27 protein-coding genes are annotated in these 21,502 nt (G+C 71.0%); 14 read left to right on the forward strand and 13 right to left on the reverse strand.

From position 1 onward, the window contains the following. Positions 1 to 3 precede the first annotated feature (3 nt). A complete protein-coding gene (locus tag VM685_RS20645) occupies positions 4 to 825 on the forward strand; it encodes a response regulator (protein WP_325462087.1) in 822 nt (273 codons plus the stop codon). Between the two features lie 80 nt (positions 826 to 905). On the opposite strand, the gene rpoH is transcribed toward VM685_RS20645, so the two are convergent. Then, entirely contained in the window at positions 906 to 1,793 is an 888-nt protein-coding gene (rpoH, locus tag VM685_RS20650; protein WP_325462088.1) for an RNA polymerase sigma factor RpoH, read from the reverse strand. A gap of 305 nt (positions 1,794 to 2,098) precedes the next feature. Here rpoH and VM685_RS20655 point away from each other — a divergent pair, with 305 nt between their 5' ends. Together VM685_RS20655 and VM685_RS20660 are read left to right on the forward strand one after the other, a co-directional pair. Next, on the forward strand, positions 2,099 to 2,587 hold the full coding sequence (locus VM685_RS20655; protein WP_325462089.1) for a VOC family protein: 489 nt from the start codon (positions 2,099 to 2,101) through the stop codon (positions 2,585 to 2,587). A 44-nt stretch (positions 2,588 to 2,631) separates the two neighbouring features. Beyond that, the gene (locus tag VM685_RS20660) at positions 2,632 to 3,414 is read left to right on the forward strand and encodes a CPBP family intramembrane glutamic endopeptidase (protein ID WP_325462090.1); all 783 of its coding nucleotides are present in this window, start codon (positions 2,632 to 2,634) and stop codon (positions 3,412 to 3,414) included. Here the strand turns inward: VM685_RS20660 and VM685_RS20665 are convergent. Beyond that, on the reverse strand, positions 3,397 to 4,401 hold the full coding sequence (locus VM685_RS20665; RefSeq protein WP_325462091.1) for an RluA family pseudouridine synthase: 1,005 nt from the start codon (positions 4,399 to 4,401) through the stop codon (positions 3,397 to 3,399). The two genes, VM685_RS20660 and VM685_RS20665, sit on opposite strands and share 18 nt — an antisense overlap. After that, on the reverse strand, positions 4,391 to 4,708 hold the full coding sequence (locus VM685_RS20670; protein WP_325462092.1) for a ferritin: 318 nt from the start codon (positions 4,706 to 4,708) through the stop codon (positions 4,391 to 4,393). The genes VM685_RS20665 and VM685_RS20670 overlap by 11 nt, the downstream gene beginning before the upstream one ends. Positions 4,709 to 4,771: 63 nt before the next feature. Between VM685_RS20670 and VM685_RS20675 the strand changes: the two genes are divergently transcribed. Continuing rightward, positions 4,772 to 6,424, forward strand: coding sequence for an alkaline phosphatase D family protein (locus VM685_RS20675; RefSeq protein WP_325462093.1), 1,653 nt, complete (start codon positions 4,772 to 4,774; stop codon positions 6,422 to 6,424). Here the strand turns inward: VM685_RS20675 and VM685_RS20680 are convergent. From VM685_RS20680 to folE, 4 genes are all read right to left on the reverse strand, one after another. Then, positions 6,421 to 7,047, reverse strand: a complete 627-nt coding sequence (locus VM685_RS20680; RefSeq protein ID WP_325462094.1) for a LysE family translocator — start codon at positions 7,045 to 7,047, stop codon at positions 6,421 to 6,423. The genes VM685_RS20675 and VM685_RS20680 overlap by 4 nt on opposite strands. Beyond that, positions 7,044 to 7,415 (reverse strand): phosphoribosyl-AMP cyclohydrolase, encoded by a 372-nt coding sequence (gene hisI / locus VM685_RS20685; RefSeq protein WP_325462095.1) that lies wholly within the window; start codon positions 7,413 to 7,415, stop codon positions 7,044 to 7,046. Before hisI ends, VM685_RS20680 begins: the two co-directional genes overlap by 4 nt. A 32-nt stretch (positions 7,416 to 7,447) precedes the next feature. Continuing rightward, positions 7,448 to 8,332: a D-alanyl-D-alanine carboxypeptidase family protein gene (locus tag VM685_RS20690; protein WP_325462096.1), complete on the reverse strand. Its 885-nt coding sequence runs from the start codon at positions 8,330 to 8,332 to the stop codon at positions 7,448 to 7,450. A 101-nt stretch (positions 8,333 to 8,433) separates the two neighbouring features. Further along, positions 8,434 to 9,060 carry a GTP cyclohydrolase I FolE gene (folE, locus tag VM685_RS20695; RefSeq protein ID WP_325462097.1) on the reverse strand — a complete coding sequence of 209 codons (627 nt, stop codon included), beginning with the start codon at positions 9,058 to 9,060 and terminating at the stop codon, positions 8,434 to 8,436. 182 nt (positions 9,061 to 9,242) lie between these two features. Here folE and cysS point away from each other — a divergent pair, with 182 nt between their 5' ends. From cysS to VM685_RS20730, 7 genes are all read left to right on the forward strand, one after another. Continuing rightward, positions 9,243 to 10,676 (forward strand): cysteine--tRNA ligase, encoded by a 1,434-nt coding sequence (cysS, locus tag VM685_RS20700; protein WP_325462098.1) that lies wholly within the window; start codon positions 9,243 to 9,245, stop codon positions 10,674 to 10,676. Then, positions 10,676 to 11,239, forward strand: a complete 564-nt coding sequence (locus VM685_RS20705) for an SRPBCC domain-containing protein (protein WP_325462099.1) — start codon at positions 10,676 to 10,678, stop codon at positions 11,237 to 11,239. The genes cysS and VM685_RS20705 overlap by 1 nt, the downstream gene beginning before the upstream one ends. Positions 11,240 to 11,342: 103 nt before the next feature. Continuing rightward, positions 11,343 to 11,507, forward strand: a complete 165-nt coding sequence (locus tag VM685_RS20710) for a hypothetical protein (RefSeq protein ID WP_325462100.1) — start codon at positions 11,343 to 11,345, stop codon at positions 11,505 to 11,507. Positions 11,508 to 11,562: 55 nt separating this feature from the next. Then, on the forward strand, positions 11,563 to 12,012 hold the full coding sequence (locus VM685_RS20715; protein WP_325462101.1) for an iron-sulfur cluster assembly scaffold protein: 450 nt from the start codon (positions 11,563 to 11,565) through the stop codon (positions 12,010 to 12,012). 56 nt (positions 12,013 to 12,068) lie between these two features. After that, positions 12,069 to 12,311 (forward strand): membrane protein insertion efficiency factor YidD, encoded by a 243-nt coding sequence (yidD, locus tag VM685_RS20720; RefSeq protein WP_325462102.1) that lies wholly within the window; start codon positions 12,069 to 12,071, stop codon positions 12,309 to 12,311. Then, entirely contained in the window at positions 12,308 to 14,284 is a 1,977-nt protein-coding gene (gene thrS, locus VM685_RS20725) for a threonine--tRNA ligase (protein WP_325462103.1), read from the forward strand. The genes yidD and thrS overlap by 4 nt, the downstream gene beginning before the upstream one ends. Beyond that, the gene (locus tag VM685_RS20730; protein ID WP_325462104.1) at positions 14,281 to 15,213 is read left to right on the forward strand and encodes a glycosyltransferase family 2 protein; all 933 of its coding nucleotides are present in this window, start codon (positions 14,281 to 14,283) and stop codon (positions 15,211 to 15,213) included. Before thrS ends, VM685_RS20730 begins: the two co-directional genes overlap by 4 nt. On the opposite strand, the gene VM685_RS20735 is transcribed toward VM685_RS20730, so the two are convergent. The 3 genes from VM685_RS20735 to VM685_RS20745 are packed head-to-tail and all read right to left on the reverse strand — an operon-like array spanning position 15,185 to position 18,337. Beyond that, the gene (locus VM685_RS20735; protein WP_325462105.1) at positions 15,185 to 15,754 is read right to left on the reverse strand and encodes a hypothetical protein; all 570 of its coding nucleotides are present in this window, start codon (positions 15,752 to 15,754) and stop codon (positions 15,185 to 15,187) included. The two genes, VM685_RS20730 and VM685_RS20735, sit on opposite strands and share 29 nt — an antisense overlap. A gap of 10 nt (positions 15,755 to 15,764) precedes the next feature. After that, the gene (locus tag VM685_RS20740) at positions 15,765 to 16,670 is read right to left on the reverse strand and encodes a hydroxymethylglutaryl-CoA lyase (RefSeq protein WP_325462106.1); all 906 of its coding nucleotides are present in this window, start codon (positions 16,668 to 16,670) and stop codon (positions 15,765 to 15,767) included. Beyond that, positions 16,667 to 18,337 carry a glycosyltransferase family 39 protein gene (locus tag VM685_RS20745; RefSeq protein ID WP_325462107.1) on the reverse strand — a complete coding sequence of 557 codons (1,671 nt, stop codon included), beginning with the start codon at positions 18,335 to 18,337 and terminating at the stop codon, positions 16,667 to 16,669. Before VM685_RS20745 ends, VM685_RS20740 begins: the two co-directional genes overlap by 4 nt. Before the next feature lie 55 nt (positions 18,338 to 18,392). Here VM685_RS20745 and VM685_RS20750 point away from each other — a divergent pair, with 55 nt between their 5' ends. Beyond that, the gene (locus tag VM685_RS20750; RefSeq protein ID WP_325462108.1) at positions 18,393 to 19,118 is read left to right on the forward strand and encodes a glycosyltransferase family 2 protein; all 726 of its coding nucleotides are present in this window, start codon (positions 18,393 to 18,395) and stop codon (positions 19,116 to 19,118) included. On the opposite strand, the gene VM685_RS20755 is transcribed toward VM685_RS20750, so the two are convergent. Continuing rightward, the gene (locus VM685_RS20755; RefSeq protein ID WP_325462109.1) at positions 19,115 to 19,522 is read right to left on the reverse strand and encodes an SRPBCC family protein; all 408 of its coding nucleotides are present in this window, start codon (positions 19,520 to 19,522) and stop codon (positions 19,115 to 19,117) included. The genes VM685_RS20750 and VM685_RS20755 overlap by 4 nt on opposite strands. A 214-nt stretch (positions 19,523 to 19,736) precedes the next feature. On the opposite strand from VM685_RS20755, the gene VM685_RS20760 reads away from it, so the two are divergent. Both VM685_RS20760 and VM685_RS20765 read left to right on the forward strand, forming a co-directional pair. Beyond that, positions 19,737 to 20,054, forward strand: a complete 318-nt coding sequence (locus tag VM685_RS20760) for a helix-turn-helix transcriptional regulator (protein ID WP_325462110.1) — start codon at positions 19,737 to 19,739, stop codon at positions 20,052 to 20,054. 1 nt (position 20,055) lies between these two features. Then, positions 20,056 to 20,412, forward strand: a complete 357-nt coding sequence (locus VM685_RS20765; RefSeq protein WP_325462111.1) for a DUF5655 domain-containing protein — start codon at positions 20,056 to 20,058, stop codon at positions 20,410 to 20,412. Here the strand turns inward: VM685_RS20765 and VM685_RS20770 are convergent. Both VM685_RS20770 and phaR read right to left on the reverse strand, forming a co-directional pair. After that, positions 20,409 to 20,705, reverse strand: a complete 297-nt coding sequence (locus VM685_RS20770; protein WP_325462112.1) for a hypothetical protein — start codon at positions 20,703 to 20,705, stop codon at positions 20,409 to 20,411. The genes VM685_RS20765 and VM685_RS20770 overlap by 4 nt on opposite strands. 132 nt (positions 20,706 to 20,837) lie before the next feature. After that, on the reverse strand, positions 20,838 to 21,452 hold the full coding sequence (gene phaR, locus VM685_RS20775) for a polyhydroxyalkanoate synthesis repressor PhaR (protein ID WP_325462113.1): 615 nt from the start codon (positions 21,450 to 21,452) through the stop codon (positions 20,838 to 20,840). Between the last annotated feature and the right edge of the window lie 50 nt (positions 21,453 to 21,502).

Consider the following 21,502-nt stretch of genomic DNA (forward strand, 5'->3'; position numbering starts at 1 on the left):
CTCGTGTTCGCCAATAACGACAACAAGACTATCCAGCGCATGGCGCCCATGCTGCAACGGGTGCTCGTCGTGGACCCGCAGCCGACCGGCGCGCGGGTCATCGGCGAGCTCATGCGCACGGTGTCCAAGCCGGAGATCTGGACCGCCACCACCGTCGACAAGGCGCTGAAGCTGGCCGACCGGGTCAATCCGCAGATCATCTTCTGTGAGCTCGCCTCCGAGAAGGTGGACGGCATCGCCTTCACCCGGAAGCTGCGCCGCTCCGACCTCGCCTGCCGCAAGGCGCCGGTGATCCTCCTCACCGGCCAGGCGACGGCCGCCTCGATCCTCGCGGCCCGCGACGCCGGCGTGCACGAGTTCCTGCGCAAGCCCTTTACGGTGAAGGACCTGGTGAAAAGGCTGGAAGCGGTCACCCTGCACCGCCGCGACTGGGTGGAGGCCGTGGGCTATGTCGGCCCCGACCGCCGGCGGTTCAACTCCGGCGACTATTCCGGCCCGCTGAAACGCCACGCCGACACCGAGCCCACTGCCGAGGCCGCCCGCATCGCCCAGGCGCTGAAGATCATCCGCTCGGCCGCCGCGGCGATCGAGGAGGAGCGCGGCCAGGCGCTGCGCGCCTTGGTGGCCCAGACCGACGAACTGCTGGAGGCCGGCCGCGCGCTTGGCGACGAGAAGCTGGCCGCCGCGGCGACCGCCTTCCACCACTTCCTGTTCGAGGCCCGCAGCAAGCCGGACCTGACGGCCATCGAGGTGGAGCGCCGCGCCGTGCCGCTGCTCAGCTACCTCCCGGCGCAGCACGACGAGAAGCGGGTCGTCCGGCTCTGATCGCGGCCCGAGGCTGAAAAGAAGAAGGGCGCCGCCGATCGCTCGGGGCGCCCTTTGCGTGTCCGATCATCGACGCCGGCTCAGGCGTCGACGAGGTTCCGCTCCTCCGCGGCCGCCCGCATCGACTTCTGCAGCTTCTCGAAGGCCCGCACCTCGATCTGGCGGACCCGCTCGCGGCTGACGCCGTACTGCGAGGCGAGCTCTTCGAGCGTGGTGGGCTCGTCCTTCAGCCGCCGCTCGGTGAGGATGTGGCGCTCCCGATCGGTGAGCTCCGTCATCGCCTCCTCGAGCAGGCTCATGCGGATGGATTTCTCCTGCTCCTCTGCGACCAGGCTCTCCTGCGAGGGGGTGTCCTCGTCCACCAGCCAGTCCTGCCACTCGCTCTCGGAGTCGGCGCGCAGGGGCGAGTTCAGCGAGGCGTCCCCGCCGGACAGCCGGCGGTTCATGCTGATCACTTCCTCGTCCAGCACGCCGAGCTTGGTGGCGATCTGGCTGACCTGGTCGGGGCGCAGGTCGCCTTCCTGCAGGGCGGCGATCTCGGACTTCGCCTTGCGCAGGTTGAAGAACAGCTTCTTCTGCGCCGCGGTGGTGCCCATCTTCACGAGCGACCACGAGCGCAGGATGTATTCCTGGATCGAGGCCCGGATCCACCACATGGCGTAGGTGGCCAGCCGGAAGCCCTTGTCCGGGTCGAACTTCTTCACCGCCTGCATCAGGCCGACGTTGCCTTCGGAGATCACCTCGCCGATCGGCAGGCCGTAGCCGCGGTAGCCCATGGCGATCTTCGCCACAAGACGCAGGTGGCTGGTGACGAGGCGGTGCGCCGCCTCGGGATCCTGGTGTTCCTGCCACGCCTTGGCGAGCATGAACTCCTCGTCCTTGGCCAGCATCGGGAACTTGCGGATTTCTGACAGGTACCGGCTGAGGCCGCCTTCCGGCGACATCACGGCAAGCGACGTAGCGGCCATGGATTATCCCCTCAATTTTCCCGGACGTTCGGGCCATCGGCGCGACCACGCGCAAGGACCATCCGCCCCCTCCAACCAGTGAGATAGGTACGAGGTTGCGGTGAAGCTAGGCCGCCTGGGAGGACGGCGCGAATGTCCGACTGCTCTAGTCGGGTTTTCTACGCCCCGACTTGGGCGCCATCAAGGCGAAGGATTCTCACAGGGCGTGCAGTAAAGCTTTGCGCCAGCGCAAAACCGGCGCCTGGTTGTCGGCGCCGCGCCGCGCCGCGCGTCCTTGGGGAGCTGTTCCGAAAGAGGAGGCGACCATGCCGAAGATCACTCCGAACCTCTGGTTCGACGCCAACGCCGAAGAGGCGGCCAACTTCTACGTCTCGATCTTCCCCAATTCGAAGGTGGGCAAGATCGCCCGGTACACCGAAGTCGGCCCGGGTCCCGCCGGGACCGCGGTTACGGTTGAGTGGGAGCTCGACGGGCAGCCGTTCGTCGGCATCAACGGCGGCCCGCATTTCACCTTCAGCGAGGCGGTCTCGATGGAGATCCGCTGCAAGGACCAGGCGGAGGTCGACTACTACTGGGAGAAGCTGCTGGAGGGCGGCGGCCGCGAGAGCCAGTGCGGCTGGCTGAAGGACAGGTTCGGCTTCAGCTGGCAGGTCACGCCCCAGCGGCTCATCGACCTCATCACCGACGAGGACACCGAGGTGGTGAAGCGGGTGACCACGGCCATGATGCAGATGGTCAAGCTGGACGTGGCCAAGCTCGAGGCCGCCGCGGCCGGCGAGGCCGTGCCGGCTTGACCATTCGCAAGACCGGCGGCCGCCCGCCGCGCTAGCCTGCGGTCATGCGCATGCGCGGGCCGGCGGAGGAGGCGGAGGGCGAGAGGGGGCTCATCCCCTTCTTCGCCCTCGTTCTCGTCCTCTCGCTCCCGTTCTGGATCCTCGGGGCGCTCGCGCCGGTCCAGCCGCTGGCGGGCCTGCCGCTCAGTGGGCTGATGGCCTTCATGCCGGCGGTGGCGGCGGCGATCCTCGTGGCGCGCTCCGGCGGGCGCGGCGCGCTGGCGGCCTTCCTGCGGCGCGCGTTCGACGGCGGCCGCATGCGCGGCCGCGGCGCCTGGCCCCTGCTGATCCTGCTGATGCCGGCGCTGGGCCTCGTCGCCTGGACCGTGGTCGACGGCGCACCGACGGGCACGGGCGCTACGCCCTGGATTTACCTCGCCATGTTCGTGGCCTTCCTGGCCGCCGGCCTCGGCGAGGAGCTGGGCTGGTGCGGCTACGCCATCGAGCCCATGGCCCGCCGGCTCGGCGAGCTGCGCGCCGCCCTGCTGCTGGGCGCCTTCTGGGCCCTCTGGCACGTCGTGCCCTTCCTGCAGGCCGGCCGCGGCTGGGACTGGATCGCCTGGCAATGCGCCAACATCGTCGCGGTTCGCGTGGTGATGACCCGGCTCTACTTCGGGGCCGGCCGCAGCGTCTTCGCCGTCGCCCTGTTCCACGCCCTCGACAACGTCGCCGCCTTCTCGCTGCCGTTCTTCGGCGGCCGCCACGATCCGCGGTTCCTGGCGCTCAGCCTCGCGGGGATCGCCGCGGTCCTGACGCTCGTGCGCCTTGGCTCAGAGCGCCGCCAGTAGGCTCTCCAGCCGCGCCATGTCGGCCGGCAGCGGGCTCTCGAAGCGCAGGTCCTCGCCGGTGACCGGGTGGCGGAAACCCAGCACGGCGGCGTGCAGCGCCTGGCGCGCGAGCCCCGACGCCCGCACCGCCTCGCGCACCTTCTCGGCCGGCGGGCCGGAGCCGTAGGTGGGGTCGCCCAGGCAGGGCGTCCCCTTCGACGCCAGGTGCACGCGGATCTGGTGGGTGCGCCCGGTTTCCAGCCGGCAGGCGACGCGGGCCGCCAGCGGCTTCTCCTGCGGGCCGAAGGTGCGCTCGACCCTGTAGTGGGTGATCGCGTGGCGGCCGCCGGACTTCACCAGGGCCATCTTCTTGCGGTCGTGGGTGGAGCGGGCGATCGCGCCCTCGATGGTGCCGCGCGACGGGTTCGGCGCGCCGCGCGTGAAGGCGACGTAGACCCGCTCGATGTCGTGGGCGGCGAACAGGGCCGAGAGCCCCTGGTGCGCGGCGTCGCTCTTGGCGGCCACCACCACGCCGGAGGTCTCCTTGTCGATGCGGTGGACGATGCCCGGCCGCGCCACGCCGCCGATGCCCGAGAGGCTCTCCCCGCAGTGGTGCAGGAGGGCGTTGACCACGGTGCCGCGTTCGCTTCCCGGCGCCGGGTGCATGGCCATGCCCGGCGGCTTGTCGAGCACGACGAGGTGCGCGTCCTCGTAGAGGATGGTGAGCGGGATCGCCTCGGCCTGCGGCTCCGCCGGCTCCGGCGGCGGGACCTCGACGCGGTAGGTCCCGGCCATGGTCTTGGCCGAGCCGCTGGTCACCGGGCGGCCATCGACGCTGACGCGGGCCTCGGCGATCAGCGCCTGCAGGCGGGCCCGCGACAGCTCCGGCAGGCGAAGGGCCAGCGCCTTGTCGATCCGCTCGCCGGCCTCCTCGGCGGCGATCTCGACGGAGAGGACGCCGGCCGGCTCCGCCTCCGTCTCGATCCCGAGGTCGTCCTCAGAGGCCATGCTTCTCGCTGGCGCCTTCCTCGTGGCCGGCGATGGAGCCGTCCTTGAACAGGTATTCCTTGAACTGTTCGGCTGCCTCGTCGTCGTTGCGGCGCAGCCACTCCAGCACCATGGCCGCGTGCTCCAGCTCCTCGCGGGCGTTGTGCAGCAGGATGGCCTTCAGCTCGGCGTCGTCGCAGTCGTCGGCCCGCTGCCGGTACCAGTCGACGGCCTCCAGCTCCTCGATGATCGAGGTGATGGCGTAGTGCTTGTTCAGCGTGTCCCGGGACAGCTTCTCGCGGGGGACGTGGAGGCCTTCCTTCGACATGCCTGTCATGCTCCTGTGGTGATGTCGCGGCCATACTACGGGCGGGACACGGGGGGAACGACCATGAGGATCGACAGGCGACGCGCGCTGGCGCTGCTGGGTCTTGGGGCGGCCGGGCCGGCCGCCGCGCAGGCGACGACGGGAACGGTGGCGTTCCGCCACGGCGTGGCCTCGGGCGACCCGCTGCAGGACCGGGTGGTGATCTGGACCCGGATCACGCCGGAAACGCCCGGCGGCGAAATCGAATACCGCTGGCGGCTCGATCCCGTGGACCGGCGCGCGGGCGGCGCGAGATCGGGCGTCGGCGTCACAGGCCCCGGTCGCGACTACACCTGCAAGGTGGACGTGGCGGGGCTGACGCCGGGCCGGGCCTACGCCTTCGCGTTCGAAGCGGCGGGGGTGGCCTCGCCCACCGGCCGCACCCGCACCCTGCCGGCCGGCGGGGTGAAGGACGTGGTCCTGGCTGTGGCCTCCTGCAGCCTCTATCCGAACGGCTACTTCCACGCCTACCAAGCTATCGCCGACCTGCCGCGCGTGGACGCGGTGCTGCACCTCGGCGACTACATCTACGAGTACGGCGGGCCCGACAGCTACGGCGACAACTCGCCCGTCGCGCCCCAGCGCCGGCATGCGCCCTACCGCGAGATCGTCAGCCTGGCCGACTACCGGACGCGCCACGCCCAGTACAAGTCCGATCCCGGCCTGCAGGCGGCGCACGCCCGCGCGCCCTGGATCGTCGCCTGGGACGACCACGAGACGGCCAACGACAGCTGGATGAACGGCGCCGAGAACCACACGCCGGGCGCCGAGGGCGACTGGGCCGCGCGCAAGGCGGTGGCGCTGAAGGCCTATTACGAGTGGATGCCAATCCGCGAGCCCGCGCCCGGCCAGGGCCTGGCGGAGGCCGCCGCCCGCAGCTTCCGGTTCGGCGACCTGGCGCAGCTGATCATGGTGGAGACCAGGCTCGCCGCTCGCGACCAGCAGCTCGACCTCGAGCGCGACCTGCCGATGGTGGACGGCAAGCCGGACGTCGCCGCCTTCAAGGCCCGGCTCAACGATCCCGCCCGGCGGATGATGGGCCCGGCCCAGGAGGCCTGGATCGGCCGTGAACTGGCCGCTTCGGTGAAGGCCGGCCATGCCTGGCAGGTGATCGGCAACCAGGTGGTCATGGCCCGCGTCGACGCGCCGCTGCGCGCGGCGCTGACCCCCGACGAGGCGGCCAAGGTCGAGCCCCGGGCGCTGCGGCGCATCGAGCGGCGCGACGAGGCCGCGGCCCTGGGCGTGCCGGCGGCGCTCGACATGTGGGACGGCTATCCGGCGGACCGGGAGCGGCTCTACGGCCTGTTCCGCCAGGCCAGGGCCCGGCCTATCGTGCTCTCGGGCGACAGCCACTCCTTCTGGGCGAACGAGCTGAAGGACGCGTCGGGCCGGCGGGTGGCGGCGGAGTTCGGCACGACCGGGATCACCAGCCCCGGCGCCGGCGAGGTGGTGAAGGGCCTGGACTTCGGCGAGATCATCGCCCGGGCCAATCCCGAGGTGCTCTACAACAACCAGATGGCCAAGGGTTTCGTCCTGCTCACCCTGACCCGTGGCGAGGCGAGGGCGGAGATGGTGGCGGTTTCCACCATCGTCGAGCCGGCGTTCACGGCGGCCCCTGTGAAGCGCTTCGTCGTGCGGCCCGACGGGACCGGGGTGGCGCAGCCGGCCGAGGCCTAGCGCCGCTCCAGGGCCAGGCGCAGGCCGAACGCCAGAAAAACGCCGCCGGTCAGGCGGTCCAGCCAGCGGACGATGGCGGCCTTCTGCAGGGCGCCGGCGATCGGCCGGGTGGCGGCGATCAGGGCCGCGAACCAGGCGAGCCCCATCGCGCCGTGCAGCGCGGCCAGCAGGAAGATGAACGGCCCGGCCGCCACGCCCTGTGGCAGGAACTGCGGCAGGAAGCTGACGTAGAAGACGCCGACCTTGGGGTTCAGCAGGTTGGTGAGGAAGCCGCGGCGCATCCAGGCGAGGCCGTCGCCGTCCTGGACCGGCGCGCTCGCCGCGTCGAACCGGTCGCGGGGCTTCAGGATCAGGTTCACGCCGAGCCAGACAAGGTAGGCCGCGCCCGCCCACTTCAGCACCTGGAAGGCGAGCTGGGAGGCGTCCAGCAACGCGCCCAGGCCGAAGGCCACGGCCGCGCCCCACACCAGGCACCCCGCCACGATGCCGACGCCGGCCAGGGCCGCGCGCTTCGGCCCCTCCACGGCGGCGGTACGCAGGACGAGGGCGGTGTCCAGCCCAGGGGTGATCGTGAGGAGGGCCGCGGCCACTCCGAAGGCCAGCAGCGCCTGCAGGACGGTCATGGCCGGCGCACCAGTCTGCCGCCCTCGATGGCGCGGTAGAAGCAGGACCGTGCGCCGGTGTGGCAGGCGCCGCCGTCGCCCTGCGGCCGGACCTTCAGCCAGACGGCGTCCTGGTCGCAGTCGACGCGCAGTTCGGCGACCGTCTGCACCTGGCCGCTGGTCGCGCCCTTGTGCCAGAGCTCGCCGCGCGAGCGGCTCCAGTAGTGGGCCTCGCCGGTGGCGAGGGTGCGGTCCAGGGCCTCGGCGTTCATCCAGGCCAGCATGAGCACCTCGCCGGTGTCGGCGTGCGTCGCCACCGCCGCGATCAGGCCGTTGGCGTCGAACCGGGGCGCGAGCGTCTCGCCCTGCTCTAGGTCGTGCTTGTCCATCCCCGACATATGCCGCGCCGCCGCCCCCGGGCCTAGGGGGTGACGGGCTCGCCGGTCCATTCCCAGTGCCAGGGCTCGTAAGGATAGCCGACGAAGCCGAAGCGCTCGGCGTTGCGCGCCATCCAGGCGTAGAGCCGGGTCTGCGCCTGGAAGGAGCGGTTGGTGTCGGTGCTGGAGGTGGGATCCTGGCCGGGCGCGGCGCCAACGTAGAGGTCCGTCGCCAGGCCCGTCAGGTGCGCCGAGCAGTTGGCCCGCGCCGGCCCGCCGCAGTTCCCCGCCGCCGCGCAGCGGGCCGCATCGGCCTGCGGGTTGCGGTAGCCCGAGACGATGGTGAGCAGCTCCGGGTCGGCGGCGAGATCGGGGACGTCGCGGCGCGCGGCGGCGACGAGCTTGCGGTAGGCCTCGAGCGCCGCCGGGCGGAGCTGCACCGGCTTTCGCCAGTAACCCTCCTCAGGGCGAGCCTGGGCGAGGGTCGCCTCGGCGGGAGCCTGCGGACACTGTCCCTGGCGGGTGGCGATCACGAACGGCCGTCGCAGCATCCAGGCCACCCGCATCTTCTCGAAGCTGGCGGCGTCCACGCGGCCCGTGGCCGGGAGCTTCTGGCCGGCCTGCCATCTCGCGAGGGCGGCGGCGAAGCCCGGCGAGTCGGGCGCGCAGTCGGTCCCCACCTCCCGTGCGATCACCGGGGCATAGGCGTCCCAGCCGCGCTCTTCGACGCCGAACGGGGCCCAGGGGAGGCCGGCGAAGTCGCGCGCATTGGCCCGCGCCGCTTCGGCGAACTCGGCCGGTCCCTCGCAGTCGGCCGAGATCCGCGCCGCGGGTGGGGGAGGCGCGCGATCCGTCGGCCCTCGCCAGATCCCGCGCGTGGCGAGCAGGGCGACGGCGACGAGGACGGCGATCAGCAAGAGCCACTTCATGCCGTCACCCCGGCCCACTCATGGCCAAAGATCAAGCACGGCAATGCGGCCGCGTGCGCCCGGCCTCCCCTGTCGCGCGACAGCGGAGGCCGGGCGGCGCGCTACTTCCGGTTCACGAAGTCCAGGAAGCGCTGGCGCAGCGTCGGGTCGGTCTTGAAGACCCCGGTGAACTGGGTGGTGATAGTCGAGACGTGACGGTGGTGGACGCCGCGCGTGGTCATGCACTGGTGCGCCGCGTCGATCAGGACCGCCACGCCGGCCGGGCGCAGGCTGTCGGTGATGGCGTCGGCGATCTGCTGGGTCATGGTTTCCTGGGTCTGGAGCCGGCGGGCGAAGATCTCGACCACCTTGGCCAGCTTGGAGATGCCGACCACCCGGTTGGTCGGCATGTAGGCGACGTAGGCCTTGCCGAGGAACGGGGCCATGTGGTGCTCGCAGTGGCTCTCCACCTCGATGTCGCGCAGCATGACGATGTCGTCGTAGCCCTGCACGTCCTCGAAGGTGCGCGACAGCTCCTTGGCCGGGTCGAGGTGGTAGCCCTCGAACCATTCGGCGTAGGCGTCGACCACGCGCTTGGGGGTGTCGATCACGCCTTCGCGCCGGGGATCGTCGCCGGCCCAGGCGATGAGCGTGCGCACCGCCTCCATCGCTTCTTCGCGCGTCGGGCGCTTCACGGCTTCAAGTTCCTGATCGGCTCCGACCAGGGTTCGGTCGCGGATGGCGTCCATGTCTGAGGCGGTTCTTTCCAGGGCTGAGTTGCGCCGGGACGAAGGTCCCGGAAATGACGCGTGCCACCCTACACATTGGATGGAGGGCCCCCGGAATGGTTCCCGTGGCCTCCCGTCCGGGCGAAATGTATATGGGCAGGCCGCCGCCGGCGGCAACTGTAACGCTGCGTTAGCCCGAGACCATGACCCTGCACCTGTACGACACCATGAGCCGCTCGAAGCGGCCCTTCGCGCCCCAGGATCCCGAGCGGGTGACGATGTATGTGTGCGGGCCGACGGTCTACAACTTCGCCCACATCGGCAACTTCCGGCCGGTGGTGGTTTTCGACCTGCTGTTCCGGGTGCTGCGCCACATCTACGGCGAGGACCACGTCCTCTACGCGGCCAACGTCACGGACGTGGACGACAAGATCAACGCGAAGGCCCAGGCCGAGGGCGTGCCGATCCGCGAGATCACCGAGCGCTATCTGGCGGCCTACAACGCCGACGCCGCCGCGCTCGGCGCCCTGCCGCCGACCTTCCAGCCGCGGGCGACGGAGACCATGGAGGCCATCGTCGCCATGATCGGCGACCTGGTGCGCAACAACGCCGCCTATGCCGCCGAGGGGCACGTGCTCTTCAACACTCAGGCCTTCGCCGACTACGGCAAGCTCTCGGGCCGCCCGCTGGAGGACCTGATCGCCGGCGCCCGGGTGGACGTGGCGCCCTACAAGCAGGACCCGCGCGACTTCGTCCTCTGGAAGCCCTCGAAGCCCGGCGAGCCCGAGTGGGAAAGCCCCTGGGGCCCCGGCCGGCCCGGCTGGCACATCGAGTGCACGGCGATGATCGACCAGGCGCTCGGCCTGCCCATCGACATCCACGGCGGCGGCATCGACCTCGTCTTCCCGCATCACGAGAACGAGTTGGCCCAGGGCGTGTGCGCCGGCCACGGGCGCGAGTACGCCCGCTTCTGGCTGCACAACGGCTTCCTGAACATGGCCGAGGAGAAGATGTCCAAGAGCCTGGGCAACGTCGCCCTGGCCCACGACCTCCTGAAGCAATATCCGGGCGAGGCCCTGCGCTGGGCTCTGCTGGTCGGGCACTACCGCGCGCCCCTGGAGTGGAACGGCGAACTGATCGAGCAGGCCAAGAGCGCGCTCGACCGGCTCTACCGTGTGCTGGACGACACCGCCCGCTTCCTGTCCGGCGAGGGCGACCCGGCCGCAGGCGGTCGGGAGACCCCGGCCCAGCGCAAGGCCTACGAGGCGGTGTTCGCGGCGCTCGAGGACGACCTCAACACGCCGGGCGCGTTTGCCGCCCTGTTCCAGCTGGCCGACCTGGTCCGGAGCGCGGTGATGGCCAAGGACGTCGCCGCCGCCGCCAGCGGCCGCGACCTGCTGCGGCAGGCTGGGGGCCTGATGGGTTTCCTCGCCGGCGACCCGCAAGCCTGGTTCCAGGGCGGGGCCGACGATAGCCTGAAGGCCAAGGTGGAAGAGCTGCTCGCCGCGCGGCAAGCGGCCCGGACCGCCAAGGATTGGCCGCAAGCCGATCGTATAAGGGCTGAACTGGCGGCGCTGAACGTCGAGGTCATGGACGGCCCGACCGGCGCCACCTGGAGGATCAAGGAACAGGCGTGATGGGTTTCACTCCGCCCCCACAGATGAAGGCCGGCATGTTCGGCTCGCGCGGCCCCGCCGCCGGACCGCAGCTTCCCGGCGCCCCCAAGCCGGTGAAGCCCAAGGGCCCCACCGGCATCCGTATCGAGCACCGCATCGGCGTGCAGGCGCCGGCCGAGGTGATCTGGGACGTGCTCTACGACCTGGAGCGCTGGCACGAGTGGAACCCGCTCTATCCCCGCGCCGTCGGGCAGATCCGGCTCGGCGAAACCCTCGACATGACGCTCGCGCTGCCGGGCCAGGCCGAGCGCCAGATCCAGCCGGTGGTGCTGGAATGGGTGCCCAACGAGCAGCTCCACTGGCGGCTGACCCTGATGGGCGGGCTGATGAAGTCCATCCGCTTCATCGAGATCGACGCGCTCTCCGAGGCCGGCTGCATCGTCAACAACGGCGAGCTGTTCCAGGGCCTGCTGGCCAAGAGCGCGCTTCGCCAGGTGGGTCGCTCGGTGCATCGGGGCTTCGGCCAGATGAACGAGGCCTTGAAGGCGCGCGCCGAGGCCGCCTGGCAGGCCCGGCAGAGCTGAGCGGGCGGCCCAGCTACGTACTTTCCCGGAGTATGTCCGACTGCTGTGGTCGGATATTCGGACGCCTTCGGTCGCCGATGGACGGCGGCGAAGGGCGCCCGTCATGAACCTGCTCAAGTCGATCTTCTACACGCCCGGCAACATGCTCGCCGACCGGCTCGGCACGACCGACGAGCACGAGCGCGGCCTGCTGCGCATGCTGGTCAACTCGATCATCTGGATCACCATCGCCGCCATCGTCTTCATGGCGGCGGTCGCGGCGCGCTGACGCGCCAGCGGTCCGGCGTTTGACAGACCGGCCCGCGATCCGGAACTAAGGGCCGATGATCGACGACCTCTATTCGGCGAAGCTCCTGAAGCTCGCGGCCAACCTGCCGCGGGTCGGGCGGCTCGACGCGCCCGACGCGAGCGTCGAGAAGGTGGCCAAGCTGTGCGGCAGCCGGGTTCTGGTCGACGTGAAGGTGGAGGACGGCGTCGTCGCCGACTTCGCCCAGGAGGTGAAGGCCTGCGCGCTGGGCCAGGCCGCGGCCTCGGTGCTGGGCGCCCATGTGATCGGCGCCACCCTTCCGGAGCTGGAAGTGGCCCGCGACCAGTTCCGTGCTATGCTGAAAGAGGGTGGTTCGCCGCCCGATGGACGGTTTTCGGATCTGGAAATGCTCGCGCCCGTGAAGGACTACCCGGCCCGCCACGCCTCGACGCTGCTCGCGTTCGAGGCCGTGACCGAGGCTGTGCGGCAGGCCACGGCGCGAACTAGCCCCGCCGGCGCGGCTTGATCCTCTCGTGAGCGGGGCGTAAGCCCGGCCCGACTTTCATCCATCCCGTAGCCGGCATGACTTTCTACGAGAGGTGCGTCAGGGGCGCGTTGCGCGCCTACAAGCTGACGCTTTCGCCGCTGATCGGGCGGCAGTGCCGGTTCCTCCCGACCTGTTCGGAGTACACGGCGCAGGCCCTGATCAGTCATGGCCCCTGGCGCGGCGCCTGGCTGGGCGCGCGCCGGGTGTGCCGCTGCAATCCCTGGGGCCCGGCGGGCTACGACCCGCCGCCGCCCGCACCCGGAACCCGTAAGACATGATCGACCTGATTTTCCCCGACGGCTCCAAGCGCTCCTTCGACGAAGGCGTGACGGGGCGCGACGTGGCCGCCGGCATCTCCAAGTCGCTGGAGAAGAAGGCCATCCTCATCAAGCTGGACGGCGAGCTCCTCGACCTCGACCGGCCGCTGGAGAAGGGCGGCAGGTTCGAGATCCTGACGCGCGAGGCGCCCGAGGCGCTGGAGACCATCCGCCACGACGTCAGCCACATCCTGGCCGAGGCCGTGCAGGAGCTGTTCCCCGGCACCCAGGTGACGATCGGTCCGGCCATCGAGGACGGCTTCTACTACGACTTCGCCCGCGATGAGCCGTTCAGCCTGGATGACCTGGCCAAGATCGAGCAGCGGATGAAGGAGATCGTCGACCGCGACGAGCCGATCCGCCGCGAGGAGTGGGACCGCGACGAGGCGATCCGGCACTTCCGCGACATCGGCGAGGAGTACAAGGCCCAGATCATCGAGAGCATCCCGGCCGGCGAGAAGATCACGGTCTACAAGCAGGGCCAGTGGAAGGACCTCTGCCGGGGGCCGCACCTGCCGTCCACGAAGGCGGCGGGCAAGGCCTTCAAGCTGACCAAGCTGGCCGGAGCCTACTGGCGCGGCGACCACCGCAACCCGATGCTCCAGCGCATCTACGGCACGGCCTGGGCCACCGAGGCCGAGCTCGAGGCCTACATCCACCGCATCGAGGAAGCCGAGAAGCGCGACCACCGCAAGATCGGCCGGGCCATGGACCTCTTCCACATGCAGGAAGAGGCCAAGGGGATGATCTTCTGGCACCCGAAGGGCTGGACGCTCTACCGCTCGGTGGAGGCCTACATGCGCCGCATGCTGGACGACGACGGCTACGTCGAGGTGAAGGCGCCGCAGATCATGGACCGCGAGATGTGGGAGCGGTCCGGCCACTGGCAGAAGTTCGGCAAGAACATGTTCACCTGCGAGACGGAGGAGGGCGAGGTCCTCGCCGTCAAGCCGATGAACTGCCCGGGCCACGTGCAGATCTTCAACCACGGCCAGAAGAGCTACCGCGACCTGCCGCTGCGCATGGCGGAGTTCGGATCCTGCCACCGCTACGAGCCGTCGGGCGCCCTGCACGGCATCTTCCGGGTGCGCGCCTTCACCCAGGACGACGCTCACATCTTCTGCCGCGAGGACCAGATCGAGGCGGAGTCGACGAAGTTCATCCGCCTGCTGGAAGCGGTCTATCGCGACTGCGGCCTGGAGCTGCACGCCGTGAAGCTGGCCCTTCGTCCCGACGAACGGTTCGGCACGGACGAGATCTGGGACGCCGCGGAGCAGAAGCTGGAGCGGGCGGCGCTGGCCGCGGGCATCGAGAAGGTGGAGCACCTGCCTGGGGAAGGCGCCTTCTACGGGCCCAAGCTCGAGTTCCACCTGAAGGACGCCATCGGCCGCACGTGGCAATGCGGCACGCTGCAGCTCGACTATGTGCTGCCCGAGCGACTGGACGCCGAATACGTGGCCGAAGACGGATCCAAGCAGCGGCCGGTGATGCTGCACAGGGCGATCTGCGGCTCGATGGAGCGGTTCATCGGCGTCATGATCGAGAGCTACGCAGGCGCTTTCCCCCTGTGGCTCGCTCCCGTGCAGGTGGTCGTGACGACCATCACGTCCGACGCCGACGACTTCGCGCACAAGGTCGCCGCCGACCTGAGGGCGAAGGGGCTGCGGGTGGAGACCGATCTGCGCAACGAGAAGATCAACTACAAGATCCGCGAGCACAGCCTCGCCAAGGTCCCGGTGATCGCCGTGGTCGGACGCCGCGAAGCTGAGGAGGGCAAGGTGGCCCTCCGGCGCCTCGGCTCCGACGGCCAGGAGATTCTCGCCCTGGATGCAGCGGCGAACATGCTTGCCTTGCAGGCGACTCCGCCCGATCTTGCCCGGGCTAGGGGGGCGCTTTCGGCGCCCGGGGACATCGGGGCGAGGGAGGCTGGATGAACGGCGTCGCCGCACCGATCGTCGCTGTAGAGCCCGCGCCGGCGCCGGACGACCTGCGGCAGCGCCGCAGCGTCTCGGTGGTGATGGTCGTCTACATGACCGGTGAGGCGCTCGAGGAGAGCGTGGCCTGCGTCCTGGCGGACACCCACGTCGACGAATTCGTCATCGTCGACAACGGGTCCACCGGGGCGGAGTCCGCGCGCCTGCGCGAGGTCGCCCGCGACCGCCGCGTGAAGCTGATCTCCGGCCACGGCAACGTGGGCTTCGCCCGTGGCGCCAACCTTGGCGCCCGGGCGGCCACCGGGGAGATCCTGGTCTTCCTCAATCCGGACGCCTTCCTGCAGCCCGGCTGCATCGCCGAGCTGGTCCGCGAGATCGAGGGCCGCGCCGTGCCCTGTATCGTCGGCGGCCGGGTGCTGAACGCCGACCGGACGGAGCAGCGCGGCGCCCGCCGCGGCGACATCACCCCGTTCAGCGCGCTGCTGTCGTTGTCGCAACTGGCCCAGCGGGTGCCCGCCTGGCGACGCTACGAGGTGCACTGGGAGGGCGACGCCGCCCCCGACCAGATCACCCCGGTGCCGACCATCTCCGGCGCCTGCTTCTGCATGCGCCGCGAGGACTTCGACGCCGTGCGCGGCTTCGACGAGAAGTACTTCCTGCACGTGGAGGACGTGGACCTCTGCTGGCGGGTGCGCGAGCAGGGCGGTCTGGTGCTGTTCCACCCGAAGGCCGAGGTGATCCACCTTGGCCACACCAGCCAGACCAGCCCGCTGAAGGTGGAGTTCCACAAGGGCGTCGGCCTCGCCCGCTACTTCCAGAAGCGCGCCCGCAGCGTCTCGGAGCGCGCCATCGCCCTCCTGCTGGTCCCGGTGGTGGTCGGCGCCGCCGTGGCGCGGCCGATCATGTGGCGCTTGAGGGGCCGGGCCTAGCGCCCCATTCCGCGGCGAGCGCCTGCACCCGCAGCCAGGTCCGCCGCTCCTCCTGCGCATCCGCCAGCGCCCGGTGGGCGACGGGGCGCCCGGCGCGTTCCTGCTGGGCCTGCGCCAGGATCGCGAGCTTGGCCGCCTCCGCGTCCGGCTCGGACAGGCGAGGGGCGAGGATCGCCTCGGCGGCTTCCGCGAAGGCCATCTCGGAGTCCTTGAGCCGCAGGGCGTGGCGCGGCAGGCCCGCCGCCCGCAGCAGCACGCTCAGCCACTTGCCGTCCCAGGACGGCGAGCTGGCGTAGAGCTCGTGCCCGGACAGCGTCTCCAGCATCCGCCGCGCCACGGCCTCGTGCGGCTCGCCCTCGCGCTGCAGCGTCGCGCGGGAGACGCCGTGGATGGCCTCGGCCCCCGGATCCCAGTCGGTCCACTTCGGCGCGGGCGCGATCAGGTGGGCCTCCTCGGTCCCGTCCTCAAAGACCCAGCCGACTTCGATGGGATAGCTGTCGTCGCTCAGCGACGAGGCCTCGAAGTCGAGGAAGACGCGCACCGGGCGTGCGTCAGGCGGTGCGGAACGGGAAGCTGCCGGCCCGGCCGACCGACGAGGCGACCTTCTTGCCCAGGAGGTCCGACACCCAGGTGCCGATCCCGATGAGCTCGTCGAGGTCGTAGCCGGTCTCGAAGCCGGCGCGCTCCAGCATGTAGACGAGGTCCTCGGTGCCGATGTTGCCGGTGGCGTTGGGCGCGAAGGGGCAGCCGCCCAGGCCGCCGACGCTGGCGTCCAGCACGTCCACGCCGGCCTCTACGCTGGCGAAGGCGTTGGCCAGGCCGGTGTTGCGGGTGTCGTGGAAGTGCATCCGCAGCTTGGTGTTCGGCGCGGCCTTGCGGGCCGCCTCGATGCGGCGACGCACGGTCCAGGGGTCCGCCACCCCGATGGTGTCGGCCAGCGCGATCTCGGCGACGCGCAGGTCGGCGGCCGCGGAGACGATCTCTACCACCCGGTCCTCCGGCACCTCGCCGTCGAACGGGCAGCCGAAGGCGACCGAGACGGTCACCGTCACCGGCGGGTCCTCCTTGCGGCGCACGGCCATGATGGCGCGCAGCGCATCCACCTGCTCGGCCACCGAGGCGCCCTGGTTGCGGATGCCGAAGCCGTCGGTGGCGCAGACCACCACATTGGCCTCGTCGCACCTGGCCTCCACGCAGCGCTCCCAGCCCTTCATGTTCAGGACCAGGCCGATGCGGCCCTTGCCGGCCTCGGGCGGCAGGGCGGCCATGATCTCCTCGGCGCCGGCCATCTGCGGCACCCGGCGCGGGTTGACGAAGGAGACCACCTCCATCCGCTTCGCGCCAGCGGCCTCCAGCCTGCGGATCAGCTCGAGCTTCTGGTCGACCTCGAGCAGCGTCTTCTCGTTCTGCAGGCCGTCGCGGGGACCCACTTCCACGATCTCGATCCTGCGGCTCATCCGGCGGCTCCTCGGGCGGACTGGTAGACGCGCAGCGTCATCTCATCGCCGTTCGAATAGTCCAAGCCCTCGATCTCCGTCACCAGGCGGGCGCGGGCGCCGGCGGCGGCGAGCGCCTGGCGGAAGGCGGCCTCCTCCCGGGCCTCGACGACGGCGGGGCGGCCCTCGGCGATGGCTTGGGCGGCCTCCTCGGCGTCCTCCAGTTCGGTGGGGGTGCCGAGCGCGAAGACCAGGCTGGGCTCGGCGAAACCCGCGACCGCCACCGGCGCCTCGGCTACCCCCTGTCGCGGCAGCAGACGGGCGGCGGCGAGCGCGTGCTCGGTGCGGTCGGAGAGCCAGAGCGGGTCCAGCCGCGGCGCCAGGCCCGCGGCCAGGGCCCCGTGGCCCAGCACGCCCAGGCCCAAGGCGCTGACGAGCGCCGTGTGCGGGGCTCGCCGGAGGATCATGTAGGCGCCGACAAGGCCCCCCGCGGCCAGCAGGCCGGCGGTGAGCGCCGCGGCGACGACGTCCGCGGCGTCGCCGTAGGCCGAGAGCAGGTAGACGGCGCCGCCCGCCAGGGCCAAGCCCGCGAAGGCGGAGAGGCCCGCGCCGACCCAACGGGCCTTCGGCCCCAGGGGCTCGGCCAGCGCCGCGGCGGCCAGCCAGGCGAGCGCGCCGTAGGTCAGCAGCGGATAGTGCACCAGCTTGGTGGGCAGAAGCTCGAAGAACAGGAAGCCGGGGACAAACCAGGCGACCGCGAAGCGCACCCCGGGCTCGCCCCGCCTGCGCCAGGCGGTCACCAGGGCGGCGGGCAGCAGCAGGGTCATCGGGAAGGTGAGCAGCGGCGCGAGCAGGGTGTGGTAGCCCGGCGGCGCGCCGTGGGTCTCCTGGCCGCCGGCCAGCTTGGGGGCCAGGTCGCCGGCCAGCGCCGTGGTCCAGAAGGCCCCGTCGGTGGCGACCGTCACCGCGCCGGCCCAGGGGCCGACGATGACCAGCACCAGGATCAGGCCCCAATACCCGTTGAGCCGCGCGAGCCACGCCGGGCGGCGGTCGAGGAGCAGGAGGGCGCCGATCGTCAGGGCGACGATCAGCGGCCCCACCGGCCCCTTGATCAGGGTGGCGAAGGCGATCCCCAGCCAGAACAGCAGCACCGCCCGCTTGCCGGCCGGCGGTCCGCCGCGCGCCTCGCCGTAGATCCTGGCGAGCGCCGCCAGCGCCAGCGTCGTCATGCCGCAGAGCATGGCGTCGGTCTTGGCGATGAAGGCCTCGGTGGAGAGCAGGAAGGTTGTCCCCAGCATCGCCCCGGCCAGCAGGCCCGCCGGTCCGCCGAAGAACGCCGCCGCCCCCCAGGCGCAGGCCGCCGCGGCCAGCATCGCCCCCAGAAGGGACGGGATGCGGTAGGCCCAGATCTGCCGGGCTTCGGGACTTGAGAAGGTCGAGACGCTGGCCGCCTGCATCCAGTGGATGCCCACCGGCTTCTTGAACCGCGGCTGGTCCTGGTAGCGGATTACGACGTAGTCGCCGGTCTCCAGCATCTGGGCGGTGGCCTGGGCGAATCGCGATTCGTCGCGATCGAGGGGCGGCACGGCGAAGACCCCCGGCAGGCCGGCCAGGAAGGCGATCAGCGCCGCCACCGCGGGACCCCGCCAGCCGCGGCTCCAGCGCGCCAGTTCACCTTCGAGCGTCATTTGGCCCTGATACCACGATCCTTACGTTCGCCTGCTTTTCCGCTATGGGAGGACCATGGCTCAAGCGCCCCAGATCTCCGTTGTGGTCCCCGTCTTCGACGAGGAGGGCGCGGCCCCCGCCCTGGCGCGCGAGATCGCCGCCGCCTTCCACGGCCGCGATTATGAGATGGTCTTCGTGGACGACGCCAGCCGCGACGGCACGCGCGCGGCGCTGAAGGCGCTGCAGGCCGAGATTCCGCAGCTGCGCGTGCTCGCCCACCGCAGGAACTCCGGCCAGAGCCGCTCCATCCGCTCCGGCATCCTGGCGGCGCGCGGCGAGATCATCGTCACCCTGGATGGCGACGGCCAGAACGACCCCGCCGACGGGCCGAAGCTGGTGGACGCCCTGCTGGCCGGTCCGCCGGACCTGGCCCTGGTCGGCGGCGAGCGGGTGAAACGGCAGGACAGCCAGGCCAAGAAGGTGGCGTCGCGGATCGGCAACGGTGTCCGCAAGCGCCTCCTGAAGGACACGGCCAACGACACCGGCTGCGGGCTCAAGGCTTTCCGCCGCGACGCCTTCCTGCGGCTCCCCTACTTCGACCACATCCACCGCTACCTGCCGGCGCTCATGCTGCGCGAAGGCTATCAGACGGCGTTCCGGCCGGTGAACCACCGCAACCGCGAGACGGGCGTGTCGAAGTACACCAACTTCGGCCGCCTGCTTGTCTCGGTTTCGGACCTGCTGGGCGTGATGTGGCTGCAGTCCCGCGCCCGCAACCCGCAAGGCGTCGACGAGGTCTAGGCCTCGGCCGGCACGCGGCCGAGCGTCTCCCTTGCGACCTTCAGCCCCTCGTCCATGCGTCCGGCGATGTAGGGGGCCATCTCGTCGGGCAGCACGTCGGCGATCCACACCAGCCGGCTCCTGCCGGCGCCTTCGTCCACCACCTGGAACGAGGCGCTGTGGTGCGACAGCTGCGGGATCCGGACGGAGTAGGCGAGCCGGCGGGCGTCGTGGTCGGCGCCCAGGAACAGCTCCTTCACGACCTGGCCGTCGCCGAAGGTCACCATCCGCGCACCGGGGATCAGCTCGACGTTCGTGACGAAGCCGGGCGCGAAGCGGCGGTGGACCGCGCCGAAATCGGCGACGGCGTCCCAGACGGCGTCGGCGGGCGCATCGATCGTCACCTGCTTGATGATGGAGGTCATGGCTCTTCTCCTCTGCTCGGGGAGAAGGCTGCCAGACCCAGCCCCCGCGCGCTGGCGGGAACCGGACAGGGTCACCCGCCGATCAGCGCCGAGAAGATCAGCGTCACCACGGTGACGTCGACGAAGCGGAAGGCGAATTGAGTCATGGCCGGTCCCGTGGTCGAAGGTTGCGATCAGGGTTAAGCAAGTCCCGCGCCAGACGTTCCGGAGCTCCATGGCCCTCTTCTTCGACGCCGAATGGTTCGACGCCCGCCTAGGGGAACGCGGGCTGTCCCGCCGCCTGCTGGCCGCCGCCGCCGGGTTGTCCGAGGCGGAGATCGCGCTGGTGTTCAAGGATCAGCGGGAACTTTCCGCCGCCGAGGTGGCGCTTTTCGCCGAGCTGCTGGGCGTGGAGGCGAAGGAGGTGGCCGACCGCGCCGGCGTCTCCACGCCCGTCCCGGGCCAGGGCTCGGCGACCGAGGCCCGGATCACCGCCCTGGAGCGCCGCGTGGCCGCCCTGGAGGCGGAGCTGCGGCGCCTGAGGGGCGGCTGAGATGGGCGAGGCGGGCTTGTTCGCGGGCCATCCCCTGTCGCTCGCGATCCACCGGGCGGTGCGCGCCGCCGTCGAGGCGATCGGCGAGGCGGAGGTGCGGGTGACGAAGAGCCAGGCGGGCTTCCGCCGGCGTCGCCCGTTCGCCGCCACCTGGCGGCCCGGCCAGCACCTGAGGGGCCGCGGCGCGCCGCTGGTGCTGTCGGTCTACCTGCGAAGGCGGGACGACTGGCCGCGCTGGAAGGAGGTAGTCGAGCCGAGGCCCGGCCGCTTCACCCATCACCTGGAGCTGAACGCCCCGCAGGAGGTGGACGCCGAGGTCCGGGAGCGCCTGGCGGAGGCCTGGCGCGAGGCGGGCTAGACCTCGGTGCGGGTCAGCCGGCCCTTGCGGGCGCGGCGGTCCTTGGATCCCGACCACTCGGTGCGCACGTAGCTGGTCTTGGCGTGGTCGAACAGCTCGGCCCCGGCGCGCAGGCCGCGCTTCTGACCGTCCTGGCCCAGCAGCTGCGCGGCGAACACCGCCTCGCCGTGCGGGCGGGCGTTCCGCGGCGGAACGGCGCGCGGGCTGTCCACCGGCACGGGCAGGTTCGAGCCGCGCGTCTCCTGCGCCTCGTCGGGCTCATCGGCGTCGGGGCGGGCGGCCCGGCGCAACATCGCGGCTCTGCGGATCGGATCAATTCGGGACATCATGCTTACCGAACTGCAAACCATAGGCCGCCACAAGGTTCCGGCGGAGCTTGCCCACCGGGGCCGCGAAACCGCCCACAGTTTCCGTGGGCGCCGTCCTCAGCGCTTCGCGAGCTTCTCGATCTGGGCCTGCATCTCCTCCATGCGCTTGCGGAGATCGGCGAGCGCGTCGTCCGACGCCGGCGGAGCGGGCTGCGCCGCCTCGGGGCGGGCCGCGGGGGGCGACTCCTCAGGCGTCGTATAGGCGAAGGGCGAGAACATCTTCATCGCCCGGTCGAAGAGCTGCATGTTCTGGCGGATCTGCTCCTCGTAGGAGGGCAGGCCGGCGCCCTGGCCGATCGCCTGGAACTGCTGGCGCATCCGCTCCTGCTGCTGGGCGAAGCTCGCCAGCGACAGCTCCAGGTAGCTCGGCAGGAAGGCCTGCATGGAGTTGCCGTAGAAGCCGATCAGCTGTCGCAGGAACTGGATCGGCAGGAGGCTCTGCCCCTGGCTCTCCTCCTCGAAGATGATCTGGGTGAGGACCGTGCGGGTGATGTCCTCGTTGGTCTTGGCGTCATAGACGACGAAGTCGACGCCCTTCTTCACCATGTCCGCCAGGTGCTCCAGCGTGACGTAGCTCGAGGACGCGGTGTTGTAGAGCCGCCGGTTGGCGTACTTCTTGATGACGACGCGCTCGCCTTGGCCTGCGGCGCCGGTCCCTTCGGTGTCGGCCATCCCTGTTCCTTTGTGGCCCCGGGCCGGCTCGGCGGGGGCCTCTTCTGCAG

It is taken from the genome of Phenylobacterium sp. (assembly GCF_035539035.1).
Taxonomy (GTDB): domain Bacteria; phylum Pseudomonadota; class Alphaproteobacteria; order Caulobacterales; family Caulobacteraceae; genus Phenylobacterium.

Excerpts from the sequence above, each read along its gene's own strand:
- rpoH (WP_325462088.1), bottom strand. The coding sequence starts at position 1,793 with ATGGCCGCTACGTCGCTTGCCGTGATGTCGCCGGAAGGCGGCCTCAGC.
- VM685_RS20655 (WP_325462089.1), top strand. The coding sequence starts at position 2,099 with ATGCCGAAGATCACTCCGAACCTCTGGTTCGACGCCAACGCCGAAGAG.
- VM685_RS20660 (WP_325462090.1), top strand. The coding sequence starts at position 2,632 with ATGCGCATGCGCGGGCCGGCGGAGGAGGCGGAGGGCGAGAGGGGGCTC.
- VM685_RS20665 (WP_325462091.1), bottom strand. The coding sequence starts at position 4,401 with ATGGCCTCTGAGGACGACCTCGGGATCGAGACGGAGGCGGAGCCGGCC.
- VM685_RS20670 (WP_325462092.1), bottom strand. The coding sequence starts at position 4,708 with ATGTCGAAGGAAGGCCTCCACGTCCCCCGCGAGAAGCTGTCCCGGGAC.
- VM685_RS20675 (WP_325462093.1), top strand. The coding sequence starts at position 4,772 with ATGAGGATCGACAGGCGACGCGCGCTGGCGCTGCTGGGTCTTGGGGCG.
- VM685_RS20680 (WP_325462094.1), bottom strand. The coding sequence starts at position 7,047 with ATGACCGTCCTGCAGGCGCTGCTGGCCTTCGGAGTGGCCGCGGCCCTC.
- hisI (WP_325462095.1), bottom strand. The coding sequence starts at position 7,415 with ATGGACAAGCACGACCTAGAGCAGGGCGAGACGCTCGCGCCCCGGTTC.
- VM685_RS20690 (WP_325462096.1), bottom strand. The coding sequence starts at position 8,332 with ATGAAGTGGCTCTTGCTGATCGCCGTCCTCGTCGCCGTCGCCCTGCTC.
- folE (WP_325462097.1), bottom strand. The coding sequence starts at position 9,060 with ATGGACGCCATCCGCGACCGAACCCTGGTCGGAGCCGATCAGGAACTT.
- cysS (WP_325462098.1), top strand. The coding sequence starts at position 9,243 with ATGACCCTGCACCTGTACGACACCATGAGCCGCTCGAAGCGGCCCTTC.
- VM685_RS20705 (WP_325462099.1), top strand. The coding sequence starts at position 10,676 with ATGGGTTTCACTCCGCCCCCACAGATGAAGGCCGGCATGTTCGGCTCG.
- VM685_RS20710 (WP_325462100.1), top strand. The coding sequence starts at position 11,343 with ATGAACCTGCTCAAGTCGATCTTCTACACGCCCGGCAACATGCTCGCC.
- VM685_RS20715 (WP_325462101.1), top strand. The coding sequence starts at position 11,563 with ATGATCGACGACCTCTATTCGGCGAAGCTCCTGAAGCTCGCGGCCAAC.
- yidD (WP_325462102.1), top strand. The coding sequence starts at position 12,069 with ATGACTTTCTACGAGAGGTGCGTCAGGGGCGCGTTGCGCGCCTACAAG.
- thrS (WP_325462103.1), top strand. The coding sequence starts at position 12,308 with ATGATCGACCTGATTTTCCCCGACGGCTCCAAGCGCTCCTTCGACGAA.
- VM685_RS20730 (WP_325462104.1), top strand. The coding sequence starts at position 14,281 with ATGAACGGCGTCGCCGCACCGATCGTCGCTGTAGAGCCCGCGCCGGCG.
- VM685_RS20740 (WP_325462106.1), bottom strand. The coding sequence starts at position 16,670 with ATGAGCCGCAGGATCGAGATCGTGGAAGTGGGTCCCCGCGACGGCCTG.
- VM685_RS20745 (WP_325462107.1), bottom strand. The coding sequence starts at position 18,337 with ATGACGCTCGAAGGTGAACTGGCGCGCTGGAGCCGCGGCTGGCGGGGT.
- VM685_RS20750 (WP_325462108.1), top strand. The coding sequence starts at position 18,393 with ATGGCTCAAGCGCCCCAGATCTCCGTTGTGGTCCCCGTCTTCGACGAG.
- VM685_RS20755 (WP_325462109.1), bottom strand. The coding sequence starts at position 19,522 with ATGACCTCCATCATCAAGCAGGTGACGATCGATGCGCCCGCCGACGCC.
- VM685_RS20760 (WP_325462110.1), top strand. The coding sequence starts at position 19,737 with ATGGCCCTCTTCTTCGACGCCGAATGGTTCGACGCCCGCCTAGGGGAA.
- VM685_RS20765 (WP_325462111.1), top strand. The coding sequence starts at position 20,056 with ATGGGCGAGGCGGGCTTGTTCGCGGGCCATCCCCTGTCGCTCGCGATC.
- VM685_RS20770 (WP_325462112.1), bottom strand. The coding sequence starts at position 20,705 with ATGTTGCGCCGGGCCGCCCGCCCCGACGCCGATGAGCCCGACGAGGCG.
- phaR (WP_325462113.1), bottom strand. The coding sequence starts at position 21,452 with ATGGCCGACACCGAAGGGACCGGCGCCGCAGGCCAAGGCGAGCGCGTC.